The organism is Psychrobacter cibarius (assembly GCF_016107535.1).
GTDB classification, from domain to species: Bacteria; Pseudomonadota; Gammaproteobacteria; order Pseudomonadales; family Moraxellaceae; genus Psychrobacter; species Psychrobacter cibarius.
The window spans coordinates 1-26,781 of the sequence record NZ_JABASQ010000016.1 but is presented as its reverse complement, the minus strand read 5'-3'; the positions used below and the strand labels follow the sequence as shown (position 1 = coordinate 26,781).

Annotated in this window: 17 protein-coding genes, 1 tRNA gene and 1 pseudogene; 1 reads left to right on the top strand and 18 read right to left on the bottom strand. The window is 42.8% G+C overall.

Translation table 11 applies throughout. From position 1 onward, the window contains the following. Positions 1-884 precede the first annotated feature (884 nt). From JFC08_RS09790 to pilM, 8 genes and pseudogenes are all read right to left on the bottom strand, one after another. On the bottom strand, positions 885-1,958 hold the full coding sequence (locus JFC08_RS09790; RefSeq protein WP_198330551.1) for a hypothetical protein: 1,074 nt from the start codon (positions 1,956-1,958) through the stop codon (positions 885-887). A 129-nt stretch (positions 1,959-2,087) separates the two neighbouring features. Then, complete coding sequence (aroB, locus tag JFC08_RS09785; RefSeq protein WP_198330550.1) at positions 2,088-3,197, bottom strand: 3-dehydroquinate synthase; 1,110 nt, start codon at positions 3,195-3,197, stop codon at positions 2,088-2,090. Positions 3,198-3,315: 118 nt separating this feature from the next. Beyond that, the gene (aroK, locus tag JFC08_RS09780) at positions 3,316-3,876 is read right to left on the bottom strand and encodes a shikimate kinase AroK (protein WP_045453412.1); all 561 of its coding nucleotides are present in this window, start codon (positions 3,874-3,876) and stop codon (positions 3,316-3,318) included. A gap of 164 nt (positions 3,877-4,040) precedes the next feature. Further along, a complete protein-coding gene (locus tag JFC08_RS09775) occupies positions 4,041-6,380 on the bottom strand; it encodes a type IV pilus secretin PilQ (RefSeq protein WP_198330549.1) in 2,340 nt (779 codons plus the stop codon). 27 nt (positions 6,381-6,407) lie between these two features. After that, a complete protein-coding gene (locus tag JFC08_RS09770) occupies positions 6,408-6,941 on the bottom strand; it encodes a pilus assembly protein PilP (RefSeq protein ID WP_055124829.1) in 534 nt (177 codons plus the stop codon). Beyond that, positions 6,941-7,682, bottom strand: a pseudogene (locus JFC08_RS09765) (type IV pilus inner membrane component PilO). Before JFC08_RS09765 ends, JFC08_RS09770 begins: the two are co-directional and overlap by 1 nt. Continuing rightward, positions 7,679-8,341 (bottom strand): PilN domain-containing protein, encoded by a 663-nt coding sequence (locus JFC08_RS09760; protein ID WP_198330548.1) that lies wholly within the window; start codon positions 8,339-8,341, stop codon positions 7,679-7,681. The pseudogene JFC08_RS09765 and the gene JFC08_RS09760 overlap by 4 nt, the downstream one beginning before the upstream one ends. Beyond that, a complete protein-coding gene (gene pilM, locus JFC08_RS09755) occupies positions 8,341-9,396 on the bottom strand; it encodes a type IV pilus assembly protein PilM (RefSeq protein WP_198330547.1) in 1,056 nt (351 codons plus the stop codon). Before pilM ends, JFC08_RS09760 begins: the two co-directional genes overlap by 1 nt. A 193-nt stretch (positions 9,397-9,589) precedes the next feature. Between pilM and JFC08_RS09750 the strand changes: the two genes are divergently transcribed. Then, positions 9,590-12,247 carry a penicillin-binding protein 1A gene (locus tag JFC08_RS09750; RefSeq protein WP_198330546.1) on the top strand — a complete coding sequence of 886 codons (2,658 nt, stop codon included), beginning with the start codon at positions 9,590-9,592 and terminating at the stop codon, positions 12,245-12,247. 185 nt (positions 12,248-12,432) lie between these two features. On the opposite strand, the gene JFC08_RS09745 is transcribed toward JFC08_RS09750, so the two are convergent. The 10 genes from JFC08_RS09745 to JFC08_RS09700 all read right to left on the bottom strand — a co-directional run bounded on the left by JFC08_RS09745 (position 12,433) and on the right by JFC08_RS09700 (position 26,368). Continuing rightward, a complete protein-coding gene (locus JFC08_RS09745; protein WP_045443911.1) occupies positions 12,433-12,954 on the bottom strand; it encodes a DUF6586 family protein in 522 nt (173 codons plus the stop codon). A 167-nt stretch (positions 12,955-13,121) separates the two neighbouring features. Continuing rightward, positions 13,122-17,354 carry a DNA-directed RNA polymerase subunit beta' gene (gene rpoC / locus JFC08_RS09740; RefSeq protein WP_055124834.1) on the bottom strand — a complete coding sequence of 1,411 codons (4,233 nt, stop codon included), beginning with the start codon at positions 17,352-17,354 and terminating at the stop codon, positions 13,122-13,124. Between the two features lie 188 nt (positions 17,355-17,542). Further along, positions 17,543-21,661 (bottom strand): DNA-directed RNA polymerase subunit beta, encoded by a 4,119-nt coding sequence (rpoB, locus tag JFC08_RS09735; RefSeq protein WP_087814768.1) that lies wholly within the window; start codon positions 21,659-21,661, stop codon positions 17,543-17,545. 792 nt (positions 21,662-22,453) lie between these two features. Beyond that, positions 22,454-22,825, bottom strand: coding sequence for a 50S ribosomal protein L7/L12 (gene rplL / locus JFC08_RS09730; protein ID WP_011514491.1), 372 nt, complete (start codon positions 22,823-22,825; stop codon positions 22,454-22,456). 126 nt (positions 22,826-22,951) lie between these two features. Next, positions 22,952-23,479 carry a 50S ribosomal protein L10 gene (gene rplJ, locus JFC08_RS09725; protein ID WP_045443904.1) on the bottom strand — a complete coding sequence of 176 codons (528 nt, stop codon included), beginning with the start codon at positions 23,477-23,479 and terminating at the stop codon, positions 22,952-22,954. A gap of 460 nt (positions 23,480-23,939) precedes the next feature. Then, positions 23,940-24,641 (bottom strand): 50S ribosomal protein L1, encoded by a 702-nt coding sequence (rplA, locus tag JFC08_RS09720; RefSeq protein ID WP_045443901.1) that lies wholly within the window; start codon positions 24,639-24,641, stop codon positions 23,940-23,942. Then, positions 24,642-25,073: a 50S ribosomal protein L11 gene (gene rplK / locus JFC08_RS09715; RefSeq protein ID WP_010201717.1), complete on the bottom strand. Its 432-nt coding sequence runs from the start codon at positions 25,071-25,073 to the stop codon at positions 24,642-24,644. A 91-nt stretch (positions 25,074-25,164) separates the two neighbouring features. Then, positions 25,165-25,695: a transcription termination/antitermination protein NusG gene (gene nusG / locus JFC08_RS09710; protein WP_045443893.1), complete on the bottom strand. Its 531-nt coding sequence runs from the start codon at positions 25,693-25,695 to the stop codon at positions 25,165-25,167. Between the two features lie 57 nt (positions 25,696-25,752). Beyond that, positions 25,753-26,241 (bottom strand): preprotein translocase subunit SecE, encoded by a 489-nt coding sequence (gene secE / locus JFC08_RS09705; protein WP_083475710.1) that lies wholly within the window; start codon positions 26,239-26,241, stop codon positions 25,753-25,755. A 51-nt stretch (positions 26,242-26,292) separates the two neighbouring features. Beyond that, a tRNA-Trp gene (locus JFC08_RS09700) sits at positions 26,293-26,368 on the bottom strand. Positions 26,369-26,781 lie beyond the last annotated feature (413 nt).

Sequence of the window (26,781 nt, the reverse complement as noted above, 5' to 3'; positions counted from 1 at the left end):
TTTATGCATCCAATGCAGATCATAAACTGAAGACCGTAAGCAGAACGGGCTAATAACTAATATTCGTATATCCGAATTAATAAATGGTGTGACGCTCATAGACATCATACTTTGAGACTAAGGTGAAAGCTCTGGCACTCCCAGTCATTGAATGATGTTTCAATAGATCATTAACATATTAAAAGATAGTAAACGGTCGCCCTTGGCAATGACATACAGCCCTGTATACCCGTTACCTAATCATCAATAACGCAATGTCGCTATCTTGAGTGTCACTTGTTATCACACCATGCCTAGCAATCCAGACTGATTGACTACGCATGTAATAACCGTGCATTTGATTAATTTTGAATATCTGACGCTCTGTAATCAAGCGCTTCATTCACTCTAAAGAGAGCGATAATAAGAGAGGTTGCGCCACTTGCGATAGCTTAATTATAGATAGCAAGTGACAACGCTTGAGACAAAAAATTTTAGTAACGTATCTTTTAAATGATAGAAGTTTACCAATTCATTGTTAAAAAACAATTTTTACGATAACTATACAGATCGTCGCCCACAGTTATATTAGTTAATGACGGACAAAAAATCTAGTCTTTTCTATCGATTCACCCACCATATTTTGTAAGAGAACTTATTACTATTGGTTATAGGATGATTAAATGTTCTATGCAAATTTTGATACATAGTATCTGTGACAAGGCTTAGTTGAGATACTTAATTAAGATCAACTTCTCTTGAAAACGTATTTTTAGTACTAATTATATGCTTTATGATGCTCCACAAAAAAGCCCACTAACCAGCTTGTCAGTGGGTTTTTGTCAATCATAGTAGTAACGAGGTTATCATAGCTATCAACGATATGATCAAAGGACAAACACACTCTAATTACTTTTGTCTTCTATCAATGTTTTTATGCTGTCATTGTTGCTCTTAGGAGGATTGGTATTCTTGCTAGTAGCGTTTGCGCCAGAATTTGTGCTACTGGTACTACTTGGCGGCTTTGGTGTTGCGACTACTGGGGGTTTTTTAGTGGTATTTTCAGTGCCTGATGTCACTGGTTTTTTATTCTCTGGTTCAGACTTAGTTCCACTACCTTCATTTTTAGGCGTGGTAACAGAGGAGACCTCCTCTTCATTGCCAACAATACGCTCTTCAGTGACCGATAAAGTATCGGAGGTGTCCGCTGACTGACGGATACTTTCATTGTCGCTGTTACTGGCAGTTTCTTGACTGCTACGACCAGCATTGTCCCCATTATTCGTTTCTGGCAGTGGCTGGCGCACTGGCACTTCGCGCTTAGTCGGTTTTAAATCAACAGAACGTGTGCGTCTGGTGCTCAAATCTTTAACCGGATCAGGGCGTTCATAATTATCGATGATACCGACATAACGATTGATCTCTTCTGGCAACACACGCACATTGGCTGGCAACTTAAAGTCTATCAGTTTTGCCGCGCCAACCGCTTCTTGTGGACTACTCATGAGCCCATAAGTTAACATATAGCGGACTTGATTTTCATCGTCAAGATAACGGAAATAAGCAAATTTATTACGGTCTGCGCGGCCTTCTAGATAACTGACAATCACATCGTTTTCGGCGACATTCATCACCTGCACTGTCCACTTACCTTTATTCGCCAACAAATAACGTTTGTCTTTAAACTCAGCAGGATAATTGCGCAAATCACGTACCGTCGTATCAAAACTAATGGGCTGCACGTCGGTATCAAGCTCGTGTAACGACTCTATTTTTAAGGGCTGCTCAAGCTCAGCACTCAATGGTTGCGGTGCTGATATGGGGGCATTTTCAATTTTGGCACCCATCGCTGGCGTTTGACTAAACATCCAAATCAGAGCCGTAACCACACCCAGCAGCAAGGTCATTATCAGCCAAATCAACGCTTGACGGCGATATGACTGGCTAGCGGTACGCGGCGTCGTTCTTGAAGCTGCCATGGGAGTATCCTTGGTGAAAATAAAGTTGACCGCATTCAAGAGATGCGCAGTAAGTAGAATGGCGGCGAGCCAGTCTGCTTTAAACCCTTGAGTTCAGTGAGTATTCATGAGCACTAAAGCTTTAAGACATTATACGCGGTGTTGTGACAATACCTCGAGTAAAAGATCTTCATCGAAATCATTGGTCAATACGGCCTGACCTAGTGATTTTAACAAAATCAGGCGGATTTGTCCGTGTTTCACTTTTTTATCATGTCCCATCAAGCTTAGCGCCGTTTGTGTATCAATGCGTGGCGGGGTGATAGGCAAATTTGCTAAGGTTAAAATACGCTTAATACGAGCAACGTCCTCAGCCGTTAACCAACCCATTTTCTGTGATAACTCTGCGGCTTGTACCATGCCAGCAGCAACTGCCTCACCGTGTAGCCAATTACCATAGCCTTCATGGGTTTCAATGACATGACCAAAAGTATGACCAAAATTTAACAATGCTCGCACGCCTGACTCTCTTTCATCTTGCGCGACGATATCGGCTTTATACTGACAGCAGCGTTTTACGGCATCACCAAGTACCGCTAAATCCAAATCCATCATCGCCGGCAGATTGACTTCCAGCCAATCTAAGAACGTGATATCCATAATGAGCGCGTATTTAATGACCTCAGCCAACCCAGCTGACAACTCGCGCGCTGGCAAAGTCTTGAGCGTACTCATATCAGCGAGTACCATTTGCGGCTGCCAAAAAGCGCCAATCATGTTTTTGCCTTGAGGATGATTGATGCCCGTCTTACCACCAACGCTCGAATCCACTTGTGACAGTAGCGTGGTTGGAATCTGGATAAAATTTACACCACGCATAAAGCTTGCAGCAGCAAAGCCCGTCATATCGCCCACAACGCCACCACCTAAAGCAATAAGCGTAACGTCACGATTGAAATGCGCTGCCATCAATACATCGTAAATTTGATTGATACTGGTCTGATGCTTATATTGCTCACCATCTGGCAATACGCAAACACGCACAGTGAACTGCTCTGTTAACTCTTTTTCTAAAGCGTTTAGGTATAAAGGCGCAACAGTATCATTAGTGACAATCAATACTTGGCGACCACGAATATAAGGTGTGATCATCTTTGCCATACTGTTGTGATTTATCGCTGTTTTCTCAGTAATGACGATTGGATAGTCATGGCTTTGCGTATGAACCGTTAAACCGTCATGAAACAGTGGCGTTGCCATTAAACACTCCCTAAGCATTTTGAATGAGATAAAAGTAGCTGAGCTTAACTAGGGCGCGTCCTGATTTTTATCGCCATTTTTAAATGAGGACACGCCTTGATAAAGTTTATCATTATGGTTAATTTTCTTTATCTTCTGGTGCTATAGCAGTCGAGTCAGTAAATGACTCTAGTTGCTGTAAAAGCTGATTGACCATATGACGGGGATAAGTATGACCAGTTGGCATAATAATATGAGCGACTTGGCGATATAAGGGATCACGAGTGCTATATAAATCTTGCAAGATTTTTCTAGGATTTGGCTGCTGTAACAGTGGTCGTGATTTGTCTTTAGCCGTGCGAGCCATTTGCACATCAACTGGCGCATTCAAATAAACCACGATACCGCGCTGATGCAAAAACGCTCTGTTTTCAGCACACATCACAGCGCCACCACCTGTCGCTAAGACGATTTGGTCTTTTTGAGTCAACTCATCGATGGCGCGCGTTTCACGCTCACGGAAGCCCGCCTCGCCTTCTTTAGCGAATATCCAAGCAATGTCAGCCCCTGTCTGCGATTCAATGTACCAATCACTGTCTACAAAGGTGCGCCCCAACTGCTTAGCCAGCAATTTACCGATGGTTGTCTTCCCTGCTCCCATCGGCCCTACTAAAAACACCGACGGCAATTCCTCCACCATAATACTTACTCAGCTAAATTAGCTATGATACAACGTCATTGATATTCTGGCTAGTAATGAGCGTTGATTATTGTTAGTAAAATTCAATCAATATGAAAATTTTCCCATAAAAAAAGCAAGCGTTGATGCTTGCTTCTTTTGAGCGAAAACCAATCAATAAATGATTAATCTATGCGGCTAATACCATCATTGATTAATTTTGGCGTGATAAATATCAATAACTCTTCTTTAGAATTACTACGCACGTCTTTACGGAAAGCGCGACCAATATAAGGCAGATCTCCTAAGAAAGGTACTTTATCGACACCATTGCTGGTACGATTCTTAAAGACACCACCCAACACAACCGTTTGACCATCTTCAACAATAACATTGGTCGAAATAGAGTCTTCAGCAATAGCAACCTGATTGTTAATAATGGTCGGCGTACCGTTAGTGATTAACAATTGCAAGCCGATTTTACCATCTGGGGTGATATTTGGTGTGGCCTCTAAACTCAATGCTGCTTCTTTAAAGCTAGTGGTAGTTGCTCCACTGGCAGACGCTTCTTGATAAGGAATCTGCGTCCCTGAAGAGACTTTCGCCGTTTGCTTGTCTGCTGTCAGAATCTTCGGCGTAGAAATCACTTCACCGCGATTATCCGCTTGCAGTGCTGACAATTCAAGATCAAGCATCACATCTGACATGCTAAGCAAGCCAAAGGCAATACTACCAGCAGGGTTGGCAACCCCTAAATCGACGTTTAAGTTATCAGGACGAGTAATATCGTATGAAGGATAAGAAACTGTTTGACCATTTACCGTCGTCGTTTCTACATCGAAGTCTTTTAAATCCCATAGCGTTTGATTACTACCACCGACCAATAAATTACGGTTGTTAGCAGCACCATTTGACAAGATACCCCAACGAACCCCAATCTCTTTACTAAAGCTATCAGTGGCACTCACAATACGCGCTTCAATCATGACCTGACGGACTGGAATATCAATTTTACCAATCAATTTATGGATATTTTCGATACTGTCAGCCACATCTTTAATAATTAAAGTATTGGTACGTTCATCTACCGTTACCGTTCCACGATTAGACAATAAGGTATTGTTATCAGCAGCATTTGCATTGCTGCCACCTGATGAGCCACTGCCTTGAGAAATAAGTGTCAAAACATCTGGCGCTTTTGCATAGCTAAGACGAATATATTCTGTGCGTAATGGCGCAAAAGACTCAACTGCTTGCTGTGCTTCAAGCTCACGTGCTTCCTGCTCAGCAAGCTCGGTGGAAGGCGCAACCAAAATGACATTGCCATTTTCACGCTTACCAAGATTCTTACTCTTTAGAATAATATCTAGCGCTTGATCCCATGGGACATTAATCAGGCGTAAGGTGATATTGCCCGCGACTGAATCACTAGCCACAATATTCATTTCTGTGAACTGCGCTAGGATATCTAAGACACTACGAATCTCAACGTCTTGAAACTCCATAGATAGCGCTTCACCGCTATAGACTTTTTCTTCAAGTGTTGGCTCACGTAGTAGCTCAGGTTTTCTGATATTAATATTCAGCTGATTGCCTGATTGATAAGCCTGATACTCATAATCTTCTTTGACATTAATAGTGATTACACCATTCTGACCTTGGTTTTTAGTATCAATACTATCAACCAGACCACTATTAATATTCAAACGGCGCAATAAATTTCTTGGCACGGTGCTACCCGTTAAGCGTACCACTAACTTGTTGCCTTGACGTTGTACATCAACGGGAATGGCTTCATTGGTAAGTGCGATGCTAACGTTGCCACCACCATCATTTCCTGCGGCAAAATTGACGGCACTCAAACCATCATAGCTATATTGCTTACTCACTTGCGATGCAGCAAGTTGTGGGCTTAATAATGGGTTAACTCTGACCACCATGGTATCAGCAGGCACTTGGTTTTTAACCACCGTTTTACTGGCTATATTGACTGCCGGTGCACTACTGGTTTCTACAATCGGTGTAACGACTGCTGTCGTCGTGATCGCATTATTGTCATTGAGTACGTCTTGGATAGGATCATTGGTCATTACTGGACGATTAGGATCGGTAATGGTTAATAGTAAATCGTTACCCTCAATCGATGTCGTATAGTTACCTGCCTGTTTTAGCTCAACAATCAGGCGCGTAGTACTGTCACTATTCAACGTCGTGACCTTATCAATCATACCAATATTGTATTCATTAAAGCGACTAGCAAGTCCATTCTGCACTTTTTCAAAATCTAGTACCAAACGGCTAGGGTTATCAAGCTGATAGGCGGCAGGTAACACTGGTAAACCGTCAAATCCCAAACGCATTTGCGTCACTGATGGTGCAGTTTGTACCACAGAAACTTCGTTAATGCGCTGTGCGGCATGGGCACTATTACTCACTGCTACCATGCTGATTGCCAATGCTGAAATGGCAAAAGCAGAAGATACGCGGTTGCTCATCATCATTACCTTGTTATTGCGTACTGTCATTATTTATTCCTCAAAAAATCTGCCGACTTAGCTTATGGGTGAAACCAACGACTGGGGTTTTTCAACAAACCCAGCGCGGCTGTCTGGCACAATTTCAATCAAGTTAATCTGGGTCGGCGTGATTTCAACAATACGGCCGTCATTTAGTCCAAGATAATCACCTACTTTCACACTCGCGACTGAACCATCAGGGCGTTGTACCAACGCATATCGCTGACCTTCAGGTGAAATTACGACACCACGAAAAATCAGTTGCGATAGCTCATATTGCTCAAGAGGTTCTTTCACTCTGGTAATGTCAGGACGCACACCATCGATGGAAGTGGTAGGACCTTGGACATTGACTAAACTCGGTGGTAAGAATGGACTGCGCTGTGCGCTGGCACTATAAACAAAGTCTTCTACTAGCTCAGCTTTGGGCGGTGGTTCAATAGGTTGAGCTGGCTGATTACGGATATCGGTCATTGATTGCTCTGCCATACCAATGCGATCCGCACACCCTGTCATGGACAATACAGCCATGCTTAAAACCAATAGCGTAGGCAGTTTTTGAATATTCATTAGTTGCCTCCTGCATTATCAGTGGTTGCAGCGTCAGTGACAGCAACCGTTTCATCACCCTCAGGGTCAGCTTCTTTTGAACGATAGGTTTTGGTTTGTAATACCAAATTAAGCTCCGGTAAAACATCCAATGTCGGCTGCGGATTGCTAACCTCAAAATCATGCATAGTAATGATTCGTGGTAAGGCGGCAAGACCACTAATAAAGCTACCAAACTGATGATATTCGCCCAAAGCAGCAATGCGGATAGGTTGCTCAATAAAAAATTCGTTTTCAATCTCAGGCTCTACTGAAATGTCTTGAAAACGTATATTGCTGCCGACACCCGTCATGTTAATGCCCTCAACCAGCTCTGAGCTCTGATACACGCGTATCTTTTGGTAGCTGATCGAGTAAGGTATTGAACTCAGCTTCCATTTGGACAACTTGCTCTTGGTAAGCTTTTAAATGACGCGCGCGTGATTCTTTTTCACGATAGCTATCAAGTAACGTTTGTTGCTGGCTCTCAGCAGCATTGATCTCATCGATTTTACTACTAATCGGTAAAGCCCACGCCAACGCTGCGATGAGCGTAATGATAAGCCCTATTACCGTTACCTTTACAGGTAATGGCCAGCTGCCGTAGTTTTCAGAGTCTAACGACTCAAAACTGCGGCGAAACTCCTGTAAATCAAACTGTTGCTTTGGTTTCAAGGCCGTTTTTTTGGTTTTAATCAAGCTTTTTTTACGGTTAAGCTTCATAACTCACCTCCAGGTACAGTGGTACCGTCAGCACCTTCTACAGGAGCGGCTGTTTCCGACTGTACTTTGGTCGTGATCACAAACTGTACATAACTGTCTTCAGGATAAATAGGACGCGGCTGTTCACCAGCGGTGACCGTATTATTAAGCACTGGTGCAGATTCATAAGCACTGATATTTTGTTGGATATTACTAACGGCTGAATCACCCATCCATTTACTATCATCAAGATTACGAATCAAACTTGATACAATATTTGGATTATCAGCTCGACCTGTCAGCGTCAAAACATCGCCTTCACGTTTGAGGTTATTCAAATAAAGTGCCGGCGGGATAGCTTTAGCAAGATCATCCCATAAACGAACAGGCACAGGACGTCGACCCTGCAAGTCTTGAATGACTTGCATACGTGAAATGATATCGTCACGGCGCTGCTCCAGACTATCAATTTCAGTCAAAGCCGTATCTAAAAGCACATTTTCTTTTTCAATCAATGCGTTCGCATCAAGTTGTTCATCAAGCTCGTTGTTAAAGTAGCTCCATGAAGCAAATGCAGCCAATAAAGTAAGCAAAGTCACTGCCACTACTAACGTGAGAAATTCTTTATTGCGACGCTCGCGCTCTTCTTGGCGCCAAGGTAATAGGTTAATACGAGCCATTAGTCGAAGCTCCTTAACGCAAGACCGCATGCAGCCATTAAAATTGGTGCATCAATGGCCAGTTGCTCATTATCGATATTTGGTGCAATAGTCATATTGGTAAAAGGGTTGGCAATACTGACAGTTACCCCAAGTTTTTGCTGTGCCATGCCAGCAAGACCAGCAATAGAGCTACTACCACCAGCAAGAACCACATGATCGATACTACTGTATTGGCTTGAAGAGAAGTAAAATTGCAATGAGCGAGTAATTTGTTGAATGGTATTCTCAATGAAAGGCGTCAATACATCAAGGTAGTAGTCATCTGGTAAGGTACGCTCACGCTTACTGATAGCCGCTTCTTCAGCAGATAGTCCATAACGATTTTGTATCGCTTCTGTCAACTGAACACCACCAAATAGTTGTTCACGGCTATAGATAAACTCACCGTTCTTAGCGATATATAAAGTCGTTTGATTATGACCAATATCTATCAAAGCCACTAATTCAGGGGCATTTGGCAAGTTATCTACCATGAGTCCGAAAGCACGCTCTATCGCATGGGATTCGATATCCATAACCTTCGTTTGAAGACCACCAAAGGTTAAGGCATCAACTCTTTGGTCAACATTCTCCGAGCGTGATGCGGCAAGTAAGACTTGCACCATATCATCACTTACTAAAGAAGGTCCTAAAACTTCAAAGTCTAAGTTGACGTCTTCTAATGGATAAGGTATGTATTGATCAGCATCTAAACGTATTTGAGCTTCGCGCTCAACATCGCTTAGCGCAGCATCCATATCAATAATTTTAGTAATCACTGCTGATCCTGATACGGCAGTTGCAGCACTACTACCAGCGACGTGACAGCGCTTAGCTAAGTTAGCAATGATATGACCGACCGCTTCAGTGTCTACAAGAAGTTTATCGACGACTATACCTTCTGGCAATCTTTCGATGCCATAAGATTTTAGATGAAACATACCTTGTTGGCGCTCTATGTCAACCAACTTCACTGAAGTGGCACAGATATCAACACCAATCAAATGTCGACTTTTTGAAGTAAATAGCCTCACAAACTCTATACCTTATATTAAGTGTACAATCTGATAGTTATTTGTAATAATTCAGTACAATACTTTACTTAACAGATAGATTCAAGCATTTAAATAAGTTATTAAGGTCAACTTACACATTTATTATGACCTGCTGATTTTGTTCAAGGTATAATACATTATCTGTTGCAAATTTTAATTGATAAGTCTTCTTATGACCAAAAAAAATGCTACCGCCCGTCTCATTCACTTTTTGGTGGGGCTTGTTATTGCCTGCTTGGCATTGGCAGTTATCTTAGCACTTGCTGTGCCCATTGGTTTTTATGGGATGGCGATGTATTTATCGCCTACCCTGCCCAGTATTCAAGAGATTAAAACAGCGAATTTAGAGATGCCATTACAGATATATAGTAGTGATGACAAACTCATTGGCCAATATGGTAACCGTTTGTCTTTACCTGTTACTTTTGAAGATATTCCTGAAAATTTGACTCACGCTTTTTTAGCAGCAGAAGATGCGTCCTTTTTTCAGCACAGTGGTATTAGTATTAAAGGTCTTGGTCGCGCGGTGACAGAAGTAGTAACTGATGACGACAGCCAAACGGGCGGCTCTACCATTACTATGCAGGTTGCCAAAAACTATTTCTTAAGTCCAGAGCGCACCTTAAATCGCAAATTGGTCGAGCTATTTTTAGCACGTAAAATAGAAGATGAGCTCAGTAAAAATGATATCTTGACGCTTTATGTCAACAAAATCTATCTAGGCGAAGGCGCTTATGGTATCCGCGCCGCGGCCAAAAAATACTATAGTAAATCCCTAGAAAACCTCACAATTGCTGAAACAGCAATGTTGGCAGGTCTACCCAAAGCCCCTTCTAAATATAATCCTGTTGCCAATCCCAGTCGCGCGCTGACTCGCCGCAACTGGATTATTGGACGCATGCACGAGTTAGGCTATATCAGCAAAGCACAACGCGACGAAGCGATCAGCTCACCAGTAGGCATTAACCTCTATAAAGAGAAGCTCGACGTCAATATGCCGTATTTGGCAGAAATGACACGCTCTACCTTAGTTGATCGCTATGGTGAGCAAGTGATGCATAGTGGATGGCGAGTACGCCTTACGGTTGATAGCAAAGCACAGACAGATGCGGAAGCGGCGGTACTGACAGGTTTAGTGGCTTACGAACATCGTCATGGCTGGCGCGGGGCTGAAGCAAATGATGAACCGCTAGAAAATTTCCGCCGCTATAGCAATATGACTCCTGCCAAAGTCACCAAGGTCAATGCTCGCAGTTTTGAGGCGACAATGCCCTCTGGTGAAAATGTGACCGTTGGTTGGTCTGGGATGAGCTGGGCACGCAAGTATATTTCTGCCAATCGTATCGGTTACTTTCCTGACAACGCCCGCCAAATTGTCAATAAAAACGATATCATTCGTTTGATACCGACCGCGAATGGTAATTGGCAGCTGGGACAAATTCCCAAACTACAAGGAAGTCTGGTCTCCTTGAATCCAGAAACTGGCGCTGTTAAGGCATTGGTCGGTGGCTTTGACTTTAATCACAGTAAATTCAATCGTGCTCTACAAGGCTGGCGTCAACCAGGCTCAACCATTAAACCGCTTGTCTATACCGCTGCTCTAGAAAAAGGCTATCGCCCAGATAGCATTGTTTCGGATCGACCGATTCAAGTGGGTGACTGGAAACCGAAAAATTCTGATCAACGTTTTTTAGGCGAAATCACTTTACGCCGTGGACTGTATTTATCTCGTAACTTAGTCTCTATTCGTCTCTTACAAGCCATTGGTATCTCTGATACGCGCGACCTATTAGATGAATTCGGACTTGATAAAGAAAAGCTACCGACGACTTTGTCGTTAGCGTTAGGTGCAGGACAAGCAACACCGTTACAAATGGCAACAGCCTATGCCACGTTCGCGAATGGTGGTCACCGTGTACAGCCGTATTTTATCGAACAAATTTATAATTATAATAATAACCTTCTCTTTCAGGCAAACCCACGCCAAGCGTGTGCCACCTGCTTCAATGAAAAACTTGAAGACCTCAATAGAAATCTCATCGAAGATTATAAGAAATCAATTGAAAGTGAAGACAGTGTTATCGATGATGAAGTGACGGTTAAAGAACAAAACTTAGAAAACAGTGATAATATTGATAGCATTGAACAAAACGGTAAAGCGCTAAATTTAAAGGTTTATGATGCTAGCCCACAGGCCGATCGCTTAAAAGCACCAGCGGTTCAATATGCACTGGCTAAGCAAGCACCTCGAATCTTACAACCCAGAGTCGCTTTTGAGATGGCAGATATCTTACGTGATGTCGTACAGCGTGGTACGGCAGTACGAGCAAAGGCTTTAGGACGTGATGATATTGGTGGCAAGACCGGTACCACCAATGAAGCAAAAGACGCTTGGTTTGCAGGTTTTCATCCTACCAATGCAACTGTCGTGTGGATGGGTTTTGATCAACCATCAACCATGGGTCGTCGCGAATATGGTGGTGTGGCAGCCCTACCTGTTTGGATGGATTTTATGAAAGCCCAACTTAAAGACACGCCTCATCAATGGGTATCTATCAATAACCGCGCCAAATCGAAAAAACAAAAGCAAAAAATTATAGAAATGACTGATGATGGTATTCTGGCCGATGATGAAGATACGAATAGCAGCGAATCAGAAAAACCAGTTAAGACGCAGGCTCAACAGCGTAAATCACCACCAGCTGAGCCTGTTGAAGCACAAACTAGCTCTCAAGCAGCCAAACCTAGTAACAGTCGTAGTAATGATAGCGTGCCGCAAAACCCTTTATCGGTAACACCCGTTGAGCGCATGCCACCGATACCAGAGTAGACAACCATTAATAATATAAACTTATGACACAAAAAAAGGCTTATTTGGCACTCGCTAAATAAGCCTTTTTTATACTCAATACTTTGCTCAATACCACTCTATTAAAGGACAGTCATCAGTCAACTAGGACATGTCTTCATTTTAAAAATGGTGATAAAAATGAGATAAAATTTTAATAACTATTTTTAGAACTCAACCATACCAGCACGTAGTTGCTCAATCAGCTCTAAAAACTGCTGACGCCATTCTCGTATGGTCGTCTCATCTGGCAGCCATTGATTCGACAAGGTCACAACGTTAACAATAAGATCAGGTGAGGCAGTATTGCTTGGTGTTTGATCTACAATAGTATCTGGCGGTACGGCGTACAGACAACGCTGATACGCACGCTCTATATTGGCCAAAAAACCCTGCTGCTGTAACTGCTGTAATCGCTGAATCTCAGGCGATACTTGGGTACGCTCGCTCAATGCTTGCTCAATATCTGACAATGTTGGTGCGCTCATGTTTAAACTATAAAAATAACCTAGCTCTTGGGTAAATGCGAGAAAGGCACCGTATAGATGAAAAATAGCAGTTTCACAATGGGCTTGGTATAGCTGCTTATCATCGGTACTTCCCGCCGCTTGGCAGGATAGACGACAGAAATACAGTTTTTGATTGGTTCGATCTGCTTGATATTTGGCAACGCGGGTTTTACCTGCCATTTGCGACTTATCCTTATATGAAGTGTAAATTAGGGCATATTTTCCAGTGTACTATTTTTTTGGATAACAGTACCATGCATTTCTCACTTTATTGCACACACAAAAAAGCCAGCAACTCAGGCTGGCTTTTTATCAAATTAACAATAAATCAAAGACGCTTAATACTATTAATTATCCTGATTAAGCTCTTGTGCAAAGGCTTCATCAAAGCTTGCAAAGTCTTTACTATCCGTGCTCGCTGACATATCAAATGCTGCATTGTCAAACCCTGCTTTAAGATCTTTATCTAGCAGTTTTTGCTCCGCTTTCTCTTTGCGTGCTTTATGATAAGCAAGACCAGTACCAGCAGGAATCAAGCGACCAACAACGACGTTCTCTTTCAGACCACGTAGTTCATCCACTTTACCAGTCACGGCAGCCGCAGTTAGTACACGGGTCGTCTCCTGGAACGATGCTGCTGAGATAAAGCTTTCTGTTGCCAGACTTGCTTTGGTGATACCTAGTAATTGACGCTCGAACTGTACTGGGAATTTATCTTCCGCTTCCAGCTTCGCATTCAATGCTTTGATATCAGAGTACTCTGCTTGATCGCCTTTGAAGTGGTTTGAATCGCCACCATCGGTAATCTCAACTTTGCGCAACATCTGACGAATAATCACTTCGATATGCTTATCGTTGATTTTTACACCCTGCAAGCGATAAACATCCTGTACTTCGTTAACGATGTAATCAGCAAGCGCAGTCTGACCTTTCAAACGTAAGATATCATGCGGGTTCTGTGGACCATCAGCGATCACTTCACCACGTGCTACCGTTTCGTTTTCAAAGACGTTGATTTGACGCCATTTCGGGATTAGCTCTTCATGAATCTCACCATCTTCATTGGTGATGATGAAGCGGTTTTTACCTTTAGTCTCTTTACCAAAGCTAACCACACCTGTCATTTCTGCCATGATGGCATGATCTTTTGGACGACGTGCTTCGAACAAGTCAGCAACACGCGGTAGACCACCGGTAATATCTTTAGTACCTGAAGAAGCTTGTGGTACACGACCCAAAATCGAACCGGCTGCTACTTTTTCACCATCGCTGACGCGAATGATGGTTTCAGCTGGTAAGAAGTAAACCACTTCTTTGCCTTCGTCAGTGTTCAAGATAATCGCAGGACGTAAGTCTTTTGCTGAACTTGAACGGTCACGAGTAGCAAGAATCTCAAATGAGCTCATACCCGTCGCATCATCAACTTTTACGGTAGCAGTTAAGCCATCAGTAATCTCACTGAAGCGTGCAGTACCAGCAAATTCTGTGATAATAGGATGCGTGTGCGGATCCCATTTAGCAATGGTTTGACCAGCATCAACCTGATCTTCGTGTTTCACAAGCACGCTAGAACCATAAGGCACTTTATAACGTTCACGCTCACGACCAAGCTCATCGGTCAAGGCGATTTCAGCTGAACGCGATACGATGACTAAGTGACCATCGGTATGTTGAACGGTTTTCATGTTTTCAAAGTGCGCTTGACCAGCACTACGAACTGAGATGCTGTTATCCACTGATGCTGAGCTTGCTGCCCCGCCCACGTGGAATGTACGCATCGTTAACTGAGTACCCGGCTCACCGATAGACTGTGCAGCCATAACACCGACTGACTCGCCGATATTCACTTTATGACCACGAGCCAAATCACGACCGTAACACTGTGAACAAACACCATGCTCGACATTACAAGTAATAACTGAGCGTACCCAGATATCATCAATCGCATTGTTATCAAGCACGTTTACCCAATGCTCGTCGATCAAAGTACCTGCTGGAATCAATACCTTATCAGCATCATCGTTGTAAGTCACATCACGAGCCGTCACACGACCTAGTACTAGCTCGCCTAACTTCTCAATGATTTCACCACCTTGAATATGTGGTTTCATGAGCAAGCCTTGCTCAGTACCACAGTCATCACTGGTAATAACCAAATCTTGTGCCACATCAACCAAACGACGCGTCAAGTAACCTGAGTTAGCCGTTTTCAGTGCCGTATCCGCAAGACCTTTACGGGCACCATGCGTTGAAATAAAGTACTGAAGTACGGTCAAGCCTTCACGGAAGTTTGCTTTAATTGGCGTTTCGATGATTGAACCATCTGGCTTAGCCATCAAACCACGCATACCAGCCAACTGACGAATCTGAGCCGCACTACCACGAGCACCAGAATCTGACATGATAAAGATAGAGTTGAATGACTTCTGCTCCTCTTCTTCACCTTTGGCGTTCATGATTTTATCAGTGGCTAAGTTGTCCATCATCGCTTTAGCGACTTTGTCATTGGTACGTGACCAGATATCAACCACTTTGTTATAGCGCTCGCCAGCGGTCACAAAACCTTGCTCGAATTGATCTTCGATTTCGCGAACTTCGCCTTCTGCCACTTCGATGATTTGCTTTTTCAGTGGTGGAATGACCATGTCATCAATACCGATAGACACACCAGACAATGTCGCTTGGGCAAAACCAAGATACATCAATTGGTCAGCAAACATGACACTTTCTTTAACGCCAACTTTACGGTAGCAAGAGTTGATCAAACGAGAGATGTTTTTCTTCGTCATCTCTTGGTTACATTCATCAAAAGACATACCTTTAGGCATGATGTTCCAGATCAATAAACGACCTGCAACCGTTTCTTTTAAGCTGATTTCTTTAGTCTCATTGCCATCTTCATCAATATGCGTCTCAGTAACACGCACTTTGATCTTAGCGTTTACATGCAAATCGTTTGAACCAATCGCACGCAATGCTTCATTAACGGTGGCAAAAATCATGCCCTCGCCTTTGGCATTGATAGACGAGCGGCTGATATAGTAAAGACCCAGTACTACATCTTGCGACGGTACGATAATTGGATCACCGTTCGCAGGCGACAAGATGTTATTGGTAGACATCATTAGCGCACGTGATTCAAGCTGTGCTTCTAGCGTCAATGGCACGTGAACGGCCATTTGGTCACCATCAAAATCGGCGTTAAACGCGGTACAAACGAGCGGATGCAATTGGATTGCTTTACCTTCGATTAGTACTGGCTCAAATGCTTGCAAGCCCAAACGGTGAAGCGTTGGTGCACGGTTCAAGAGTACTGGATGCTCACGGATAACCATGGCCAGCATATCCCACACTTGCGGCTCTTCACGCTCTACCATCTTTTTGGCAGCTTTAATTGTCGTGGCTAAACCATGAGACAATAATTTGTTATAAGTAAATGGTTTGAATAATTCAAGTGCCATTTTCTTTGGTAAACCGCACTGATGTAGACGTAGCGTCGGACCAACAACGATCACCGAACGACCAGAATAATCGACACGCTTACCAAGTAAGTTCTGACGGAAACGACCTTGCTTACCTTTGATCATATCTGCCAAAGATTTCAATGGACGCTTGTTACTACCAGTGATCGCACGACCGCGACGACCGTTATCAAGCAAGGCATCCACTGATTCTTGCAACATACGCTTTTCGTTACGTACGATGATATCAGGGGCGCTCAGCTCAAGCAGACGCTTTAGACGGTTATTACGGTTGATCACGCGGCGATATAGATCGTTTAGATCTGAAGTCGCAAAACGGCCACCCTCTAGTGGTACTAGCGGACGCAAATCTGGTGGTAGTACTGGCAAGATATTCATCACCATCCACTCAGGCTTGTTATTAGAGTCACGGAAGGCTTCTAATAATTTAAGACGCTTAGACATCTTTTTAAGCTTGGTTTCAGAACCAGTTTGCGGAATTGCTTCGCGCAAATCATCGATTTCAAGATCTAAATCGATATCTTTCAATAGGTCTTGAACCGCTTCAGCACCCATTTTGGCAGTGAATTCATCGCCAAATTCTTCAAGGGCTTTATAATAGTCTTCATCATCAAGCAGTTGATACTTCTCTAGAGAAGTCAAACCTGGCTCAGTAACAATATAGCTTTCAAAATATAGAACGCGCTCGATATCACGTAGCGTCATGTCTAGCAATAGACCGATGCGGCTTGGTAATGACTTTAAGAACCAAATATGCGCCACTGGACTGGCTAGGTCAATATGACCCATACGATCACGACGTACTTTCGCAGTCGTCACTTCTACGCCACATTTTTCACAGATAACGCCTTGGAACTTACGGCGCTTATATTTACCACATAAACATTCAAAGTCTTTTACTGGACCAAAGATTTTGGCACAAAATAGACCATCACGCTCAGGCTTAAACGTACGATAGTTAATAGTTTCAGGCTTTTTCACTTCGCCATGTGACCATGACTTGATGACGTCAGGTGAGGCTAAAGTAATTTGAATGCTATCAAACTCTTGATTACCGTTGCCGGTAGGGCTTTGCATGATATCGAGTAAATCTTTCAAGTTGCTTCTCCGTTATCTTTATAATCATCTGATAGCGTATTATTGACGCAAATAAGATGAATGAAGGCAATGAATAGGGTTGAGACAAATCACTAAAAGCAGCAGCGATGCGCATACTGCTTTTAGGTTGACCACTAAGGATAATAATCAACTGAGACCATGTTAACGATAGTCTCAATCAGCCGTGCTTAATGGGTTTGTTTTAACTCAATATTAATACCCAATGATTTGATTTCTTTGGTCAGTACGTTAAACGATTCAGGCATACCTGGATCCATATACTGCTCACCATCAACGATGTTTTTGTACATACGCGTACGGCCTTCAACGTCATCCGACTTCACAGTCAGCATCTCTTGTAGCGTATAAGTCGCGCCGTAAGCTTCTAGTGCCCAGACTTCCATCTCACCGAAGCGCTGACCACCAAACTGAGCTTTACCACCGAGTGGCTGCTGCGTCACTAATGAGTAAGAACCTGTTGAACGCGCATGCATTTTGTCATCAACCAAATGGTTAAGTTTGAGCATATACATATAACCAACGGTTACTTTACGGTCAAACTTCTGACCAGTACGACCATCATACAACGTCTGCTGACCATCACGGTCCATACCAGCAAGCTCTAGCAGGTCTTTAACTTGGCTTTCTCTTGCGCCGTCAAATACTGCTGTGCCCATTGGTACACCAGCGCGCAAGTTATCTGCTAGCGCCATGATGTCATCATCACTCAAGCTATCAAGATCAACTTGCTCACCGCCGACTTGGTTATAGATTTTGTCTAAGAAGTCACGTAAATCTTTGATCGCTGCTTGCGATTTGAGCATACCATCGATCTTCTCGCCCAAACCTTTCGCTGCCATACCCAAATGCGTTTCTAGAACCTGACCGATGTTCATACGCGATGGTACACCAAGTGGGTTCAAGACGATGTCAACGGTATTACCATTTTCATCATAAGGCATATCTTCAACTGGCATAATGCGCGATACCACACCTTTGTTACCATGACGACCCGCCATTTTATCACCAGGCTGAATACGACGCTTAACCGCTAGATATACCTTAACGATTTTTTGTACGCCATGTTGTAAGTCATCACCAGCGGTTAATTTGCGTTTTTTCTCAGCAAACTTCACATCGATATCTTTTTGCTTATCAACCAAGTACTCAGCGATTTGCGTTAGACGCTCAGAGATTTCTTCTTCAACTGGTTGGATATCCAGTAAGGTCTCAAGGCTCATATCTTTCATATCAGCCAATGCCATCACTGTACCAGCTTTTAGACCAGAACCACCGCTGACTTTTTGACCATCTAACAGATTACCAATACGACCACGAGCCGCTTCTTCAAAGATACGTAGCTCTTCTTTTAAATCTTTACGATAGCTATCAAGCTGTGATTTTTCAATCGCTCTTGCACGTGCATCTTTTTCAACGCCGTCACGAGTAAAGACTTGAACGTCAATAACCGTACCTTTGCTTGACGTTGGTACACGTAGTGACGTGTCTTTAACATCAGCCGCTTTTTCACCAAAGATAGCCCGGAGCAATTTCTCTTCTGGCGTCAGTTGCGTTTCACCTTTTGGCGTCACTTTACCAACTAGAATATCACCAGCATCCACTTCAGCACCGATATAGACGATACCTGCTTCATCGAGGCTTGATAGAGCAGCTTCACCAACGTTTGGAATATCCGCAGTGATCTCTTCGGTTCCAAGCTTGGTATCACGTGCCACACAAGTCAATTCTTGGATATGAATGGTCGTGAAACGATCTTCTTTAACCACTTTTTCAGACAGCAAGATTGAATCTTCGAAGTTGTAACCATTCCACGGCATAAATGCGATGCGAATGTTCTGACCCAATGCAAGCTCACCAAGATCCGTTGACGGACCATCAGCCAAGATATCGCCTACAGCAATAGCATCACCTTGGTTGACGATAATACGTTGGTTGATACAAGTATTTTGGTTAGAACGCGTGTATTTAACGAGGTTGTAGATATCAATACCAGCTTCACCAGCAATCATCTCATCTTCATTGACACGAACCACAACACGTGAGGCATCAACGTCTTCGATCACACCGCCACGCTTAGCAATAACACAAACGCCAGAGTCACGAGCAACGTGACGCTCCATGCCCGTACCTACTAACGGCTTATCAGCACGTAGCGTAGGAACTGCCTGACGCTGCATGTTCGAGCCCATAAGCGCTCGGTTAGCATCATCATGCTCTAAGAATGGAATTAGACCTGCTGCTACCGATACTACCTGACTTGGCGACACATCCATATGCGTCACTTTTTCTGGCGGCATACGCACGAATTCACCATAGCTACGCACACTAACCATTTCATCAGATAACGCGCCTTCTGCGGTTACTGGTGAATCAGCCTGTGCAATGACCGTACCAACTTCTTCAATTGCTGATAGATACTCAATAACGTCTGTTACTTTACCATCAACCACACGGCGATAAGGCGTTTCTAAGAAGCCAAAGCTGTTGGTCTTTGCAAAAGTCGCTAGTGAGTTAATCAAACCAATGTTTGGACCTTCAGGAGTCTCAATCGGACATACGCGACCATAATGGGTATCATGTACGTCACGTACTTCAAAGCCTGCACGTTCACGGGTCAGACCACCGGGTCCTAGAGCTGAGACACGGCGTTTATGGGTAACTTCAGACAATGGGTTGTTCTGATCCATAAACTGCGATAACTGGCTTGAACCAAAGAACTCTTTAACCGCAGCAGCAACAGGTTTTGAGTTAATCAAATCTTGTGGTGACAAGTTATCAGATTCCGCTGAGCTTAAACGCTCTTTGACTGCACGCTCAACACGTACTAGACCAACACGGAATTGGTTTTCTGCCATCTCGCCGACCGAACGAATACGGCGGTTACCTAAATGGTCAATATCATCGACTTCACCGCGACCGTTACGAATCTCAATCAATTCTTTTAGGACATTAACGATATCGGCATTGGTCAATACGCTACGAGCGCGTTGGATGTCTGGATCATCAGTATTATCAAACTCTAACCCTAAACGGCGGTTAAACTTCATACGACCGACGTTCGATAAGTCATAACGATCAGCGTTGAAGAACATGCTGTCAAATAGTTTTTCAGCGGTCTCAACCGTTGGTGGCTCACCTGGACGCATGACTTTATAGATTTCAATCAATGCTTCTTCACGGCTTGACGTACTATCAGCACGTAGCGTATCGGCAATATAACTGCCTTGATCGATATCATTAGTGAATAGAATGCTGAACTCTTTGATAGACTCGCTGGCTTCAAATGCGCTTAATTTAACCAATAATTCATGGTCAATTAGAGTATTCGCTTTAGCGATAACTTCGTCATTCACCACGATATCTTCAGCTAAAATACGCTCATAGAGATACTCATCAGGTATCGCAATCTTCGTCATACCTGCTTCTTCAAGCTGACGAATACGGCGTGCATTAATACGCTTGCCCTGCTCTACGATGACATCACCTTCTGGTGATACGATATCGAACTGAGCCATCTCACCGCGCAAGCGATCAGCAACCAGATCAATCTCGAACTGCTCTTCACCTTTATAAACGGCTACTTTATCAAAGAACAAATCTAAGATTTCAGACGTTGTTAGACCAAGCGCACGTAGAATAATTGAAGCCAATAGCTTACGACGACGGTCAATACGAGCAAAAACTAAGTCTTTGGCATCAAATTCAAAATCTAACCATGAACCACGGTAAGGAATGATACGCGCGTTATAAAGCACTTTACCACTTGAATGCGACTTACCTTTATCATGATCAAAGAACACACCAGGTGAACGATGTAGCTGAGAGACGATAACACGCTCAGTACCATTGATAATAAAAGTACCGTTAGCCGTCATCAACGGCATCTCGCCCATGTAAACGCTTTGCTCACGGATATCTTTGATAGCCGCTTTGCTGTCTTTATCTTTGCTGTCTTTGTCTTTGATGATCAAACGGATTTTGACGCGCATCGGCGCAGCAAATGTTGAGCCACGCAAGATACACTCACGCTCATCGAATTCAGGCGTGCCTAAATAATATTCAACGAATTGTAGCTCTGCATTACCAGAGTGACTCTCAATTGGGAAAATAGAGGAATACGCAGCTTGCAAACCAGTATTCTCACGAGCTTTTGGCTTTTTGTGCTCTTGCAAAAATTGCTCGTAAGAATCTACTTGAATAGACAGTAAATAGGGAATGTCCATCACAGTGGGCAATTCAGCAAAACTTTTGCGAATACGCTTTTTTTCAGTATAAGAATATGCCATCGAGAGTCCTTACAGTAAACGTGGAAACAAATTAAAAGCGTGGCCAGCGTGCATAAATACGATGCAAACTTGGCGACGTAAACGATAATATAAAACAGGTAATCGTGTTCAGTTGATATCTTTTGTCAATTACTACTTCTGCTATCAGTGCTTACTTAGCACCCTTACTTTCATTTTATGATCGGTATCTAAGTCAGTCTATATGACCACTCAGACAACCAAATTCAATATCACATTATCTAAAACATATTGCTTTTTAAGCAAAACTTACTCATAAAGGTAAGAAAAAAATGACTCGTTCAAGGGTATTTCTAAGTTATCTGCTATCAAAACTGATTGTATTTAGTCATTTTTCTTTCAAAAAACCGGCTCTTTCAAAACCAACAATTCTATCAAAACTAATATCGTCGCTGATATGTACCGTCTATAAGCCTAACTACTGACAGTAATACCCTGCGAAACGGACAACCTAAACTTAATAGCTTTTCAGAATTAATAATAATCGGGGTAACTATAACTTTTAGAATCAGTATAAACTATAGTGTTAATGGGGAAGCATGCAGACACAAAAAAATGCCAAACATCACTGGACGTTTAGCTTAAATTAACTGATTTCAAAAACTGGCATGTGTGCTTGCATGTATATCGTCTGTCCTTTTGATGGGTATCCACCGTGATGTTGCATACGACTGTTGGCAGACACAAAAGGTCAAGCTACGAATTATAGTAAAAAAAAGCTGGCAATGCAAGGCATTACCAGCTTTTTTTGTAAAACACTAAGATAAGCGAAGCTTATTTTAGTTCAACAGTTGCACCAGCTTCTTCAAGTTTCTTTTTCAACTCTTCAGCTTCAGCTTTATTAACGCCTTCTTTGATTGGAGCTGGAGCGCTTTCAACCAAATCTTTCGCTTCTTTCAAGCCAAGACCAGTAGCTTCACGTACGGCTTTAATTACGCCAACTTTCTTCTCGCCAAAGCTGGCAAGAACTACGTCAAACTCGTCTTTTTCTTCAGCAGCAGCAGCAGCAGGGCCAGCAGCAGCAGGTGCAGCAGCAACAGCAGCTGTTACGCCGAATTTTTCTTCCATAGCGCTGATTAATTCAACGATATCCATTACTGACATTTCAGCGATTGCGTTTAACACGTCATCTTTAGATAGTGCCATGAGAACTCTCCGTTATCTGATAAAAATTAATTGATTTTAAAATCGCTTGTATTGCTTGCCAAATTTTCAAATAGTGTTGGCAGTAAAGTGCAATCGGCGATGTCAAAGTTACGTTAAAACAAGCAATTATGCCGCTTCTTTTGCGTCTTTGATTGCTGCTACCGTGCGAACAAGCTTACTAGGAACAGCGTTCATAGTTTGAACAAGCTTGGTAACTGGTGCATTCATAGTAGCCATCAAGATAGAGATTGCTTCGTCGCGAGTTGGTAGCTTCGATACGCGCTCTAGCTCTTCTGGACCATAAACAACACCACCAACTGATACCAATTTGGTCTCTAAAGCTTTGTGATCTTTACTGAACTCGAAAACAACTCGAGCAGCAGATCCCAAATCTTCCATAGAGAAAGCCAAAAGTAATGGACCAGTCATACGGTCTGACATGCTCTCAAACTTAGTGCCTTCAAACGCACGTTTTGCTAGGGTATTTTTTACCACTTTCAAAACGACGCCTTTTTCACGGGCTTGTTCGCGCAGCTTAGTAAGCTTTGCAACACCAATACCATGATATTCGGCAGCTACTGCTGAGTAAGCATTAGCAGCAACTTCAGACACTTCAGCCACAACTTGTTGTTTTTGTTCTAGCGTTAATGCCATAAGTTGACTCCTTTAATCTTATCAATCGACTTATAATAAAAGTGCCAAAAACAAGGTTTTTATGCGCTCAAACTGTAAGCTAAGACTGACTTGATACGACACATTACCAGTGGACTCAATTAATAAAAAAAGTATCTACTGGTAACGACTGATTACGGCACCGTTATCAGAATGACGTTGAGTAATAGTTTGAAGGTTATAAATAACCCTATCGCCCTATTCGCTCGTGTCTTAAACTGTGTGGGCCACCGTCTGCGTAGGACAACTAAGATTTTCATCTGTCGTCGATTAACAAAAGTGACTTATCATCATAAACAACTATCCGAAGATCGCTAACTATGACTCTAAACTACTCTCTACCTACGGTCTTAGACAGCATAGCGTTTGCTACGCTGACCTAATTCTTTAAAATATTTTTGCAGCCTTTATTTAAAATCGTCAAATAAAGGCACATATATAATTATTTTGCTGTGCGATATGGAACTGGATCAATACTTAGACCAGGACCCATCGTGCTAGACAAGGTAATTTTCTTAATGAAAGTACCTTTAGAAGTAGCAGGCTTAGCACGTCTTAAATCTGCAATCAGTGCTTCAGCATTCTGGATTACTTGCTCAGCAGTAAAACCAACTTGACCGATAGTCGTGTGGATGATACCTGCTTTGTCTACACGATACTGTGCTTGACCGGCTTTAGCGTTAGTAACCGCTTCAGCAACGTTAGGCGTAACCGTACCGACTTTAGGGTTAGGCATTAGACCACGTGGACCTAGGATAGTACCTAGTTGACCAACAACACGCATTGCATCAGGAGCAGCAATAACGATATCAAAGTCCATGTTACCAGCTTTGATCGATTCTGCTAGGTCTTCAAAACCAACGATATCTGCACCAGCTTCTTTGGCGGCTTCAGCAGCAGCACCTTGAGCAAATACAGCAACGCGTTTGGTTTTACCAGTACCAGCAGGTAGGTTGGTAGCGCCACGAACCACTTGATCAGATTTACGTGGGTCAACACCCAAGTTAATCGCAATATCAATTGACTCTTTGAATTTAAGAGGTGGCAAATCGTTTAGGATTTGAACCGCTTCTTCAACTGTATACTGCTTTTCATGTACGATACGGCTTTGAATTTCTTTTTGACGTTTGGTTAGCTTGCTCATTTACACACCCTCCACGGTAATACCCATTGAACGTGCAGTACCAGCGATGGTACGAACAGCAGCATCAAGATCAGCAGCAGTTAAATCTGCATCTTTGGTCTTAACGATGTCTTCTAGTTGTGCACGGTCAACTTTACCGACTTTAGCGGTATTTGGTGTACCAGAACCTTTAGCGATACCAGCAGCCTTACGTAGTAAGTATGCAGCTGGTGGTGACTTCATGATGAAAGTAAAAGACTTATCGCTATATACAGTGATCTCAGTAGGAATCGGTAGACCCGGCTCTTGGTTTGAGGTCGCAGCGTTAAATTCTTTACAGAACGCCATTATGTTCACGCCTTTTTGACCCAATGCTGGACCAATCGGTGGTGAAGGATTTGCTTTGCCTGCAGGGACTTGTAGTTTGATGTAACCATCAATCTTCTTAGCCATGATTTTCTCCTAAATGGGTAATAGCGCCAAATCAATGTGGTATAAACCTTATTGACTAACAGCTCCCCGGTTGATGAACTTTTTTGCTGATTTAGTCTAGCTTTTCAACTTTACTAAATTCAAGCTCGACCTGAGTCGGTCGATTAAATACGTTTACCGTTAAATGCAGTTTAGACTTCTCGTAATCCACTTTTTCTACCAACCCTTTAAAGTCAGTAAATGGACCATCGATAACCAACAGCTCTTCGCCCGGCTCAAATAGAGTCTTAGGACGTGGGTCAGTTTCAGTCTGATTCAAACGGTTTAAAATACGATCCGCTTCTACTTGCGTAATTGGCGCTGGTGTTTCAGGTGTACCACCTATGAAACCCATAATACGTGGGCACTCTTTAACGATGTGCCAAGTATTGTCGTTCATTTCCATCTGGATCAATACATAACCTGGAAAGAACTTACGCTCACTCTTACGCTTTTTGCCGTCTTTCATTTCGACGACTTCTTCAGTAGGAACCAATACGTCACCGAATGATTCAGCAAAGTCACTACGATTAATACGATCAGTTAATGAACGCTGTACTTGCTTTTCATATCCTGAAAACGCTTGGACAATATACCAACGCATATCACGCTCCTGATCATTATAAGTAAATTTTGGGGTAAGACTCACTAATACGTGCGACTAACCAATAAAGATGCCAACGAACCAATTGAAAAAGTTATCTAATAACCAAACCAGAAAACCAACAATGGCAATCATGACAATGACCTGCCAGGTATATTGAAACGTTTCATCTTTACCTGGCCATGTCACTCGGCGCAATTCAACAGCAGCGTCTTTTAATAATATTTTAAAAGCGCGACCTTGATGCGTTAATGCCAAGCATACTAAGGCGAATACAATAAGGGCAACGATAATACCAATACGTACCCAGACATCGTTGGCAGGTTGCCAATAGCCAGGTAAATACTGATTAACTAACGTCGCCCCGATTAATACTGCTGCGGCAAGTAGCCACAGTACCACATCTTTTATTGAGCCTGTTTTAGCCACTTCAACAGCAGTTGTTTGATTGCCCGCTGAGATGTGCTTACCTTTAGACAGCATTCCACCAGCACCCGCCTTGGCATCAGATAACTTAGTCTCGAGGTTATCTTGATCATTGCTCATAAAGAACTCGCTTCGGAGATGGTGAGGTATAACAAAGATGTGATAAGAAGATGGCAGGCGATGTAGGACTCGAACCTACAACCCTCGGTTTTGGAGACCGATGCTCTACCAATTGAGCCAATCGCCTATGGGTGTAAAGGACAGCATTATACAATATTTGATATAAAATGCAAGCCTTTAGCGGTAAAATTATTATTTTTACCTAGTTTTACTCTTATTTGAATGTGCTATTGAATCATCATTGCTTTAACAAAATGAAGATGCAAGCGACTAATAAGAAGCAGCGTTAATATAGCAAGCTCCGCTAAGAATTACAATAGATTGGAAAGTAAATTCTAAACGTTATAGATATAACTGGCTAATCATGTTGCTAAGATAACGAAAGGTATGTTCATACTATCGAAGAATAACCATATTTCCTGATCATTTGATCTAAAAAAAGCCACCCTTTCTCAAGGATGGCTTTTTTATGACTAACTTACAATCTCATTACTGAGACGGATAGATTAGTTTAGTACGTTAGCAACAACACCAGCGCCT